Source organism: Rhodoferax sp. ZS1R25 (genome assembly GCF_056521335.1).
This window is the reverse complement of record NZ_JBWMAZ010000001.1, coordinates 755269-756178: the sequence shown is the minus strand read 5'-3', so window position 1 is coordinate 756178 and position 910 is coordinate 755269. Positions and strand designations below refer to the sequence as shown.

Here is a 910-nt window from a genome sequence, read left to right as displayed (position 1 = left end):
TGCCACGGTCAATGCCCTCAACGATGCCAGCGCTCCCCTGACCGATAGCTATACCTACACCCTCACCGATGGCGATGGCTCCACCTCCACCGCCACCCTGACCATCTCCATCAATGGAGCTAACGACGCTCCGATTGCCAACAACGACTCCGGCTCCGTGGCCGAGGACGCCACCCTGTCGGTCACCGCCGCCAACGGTGTGATCACCAGCACGGCCGCCCCTGCCGGCAAGGACTCCGACCCCGATGGCGATGCGATCACCGTCACCGGTGTGCGCACCGGCACTGAGGCCGGCAGCGGTACCGCAGGTACCGTGGGTACCTCTCTGGTGGGGACCTACGGCACGCTGACCCTGAACGCCAACGGCTCCTACACCTATGTGGCCAACAACGCCAACGCGCTGGCCACCGGCGCCACGGCTACCGATACTTTCACATACACCGTCAGCGATGCTCAGGGCGCCACCGACAAGGCCGAGCTCGTCATCACCGTCACCGGTACCAACGATGTCCCCGTCACCGTGGGCACCATTGCCAACCTCGCCCAGGTCGACAGCACCGCTGTCTCCATTGCCACCGCGGGCAAGTTCTCCGATGTGGACAGCACCGATGTGCTGACCTACAGCGCCACGGGCCTGCCCACCGGTATCACGATCAACGCCTCCACCGGCTTGATCACCGGCACCCTGGCCAACAACGCCTCGGCCTCCGGCCCCTACACCGTCGTGGTCACGGCCGATGACGGCCATGGCGGCTCCGTGACCCAGAGCTTTACGCTCACTGTCACCAACCCGGCTCCGATTGCCAACAACGACTCCGGCTCCGTGGCCGAGGACGCCACCCTGTCGGTCACCGCCGCCAACGGTGTGATCACCAGCACGGCCGCCCCTGCCGGCAAGGACTCCGACCCC

The 910-nt window shown here is 66.2% G+C and carries 1 protein-coding gene; it reads left to right on the top strand.

Annotated elements, in window-relative coordinates:
• Positions 1 to 910 (top strand): Ig-like domain-containing protein (locus AC097R_RS03495; RefSeq protein WP_479596207.1); only part of this gene is annotated, 910 nt, incomplete at both ends.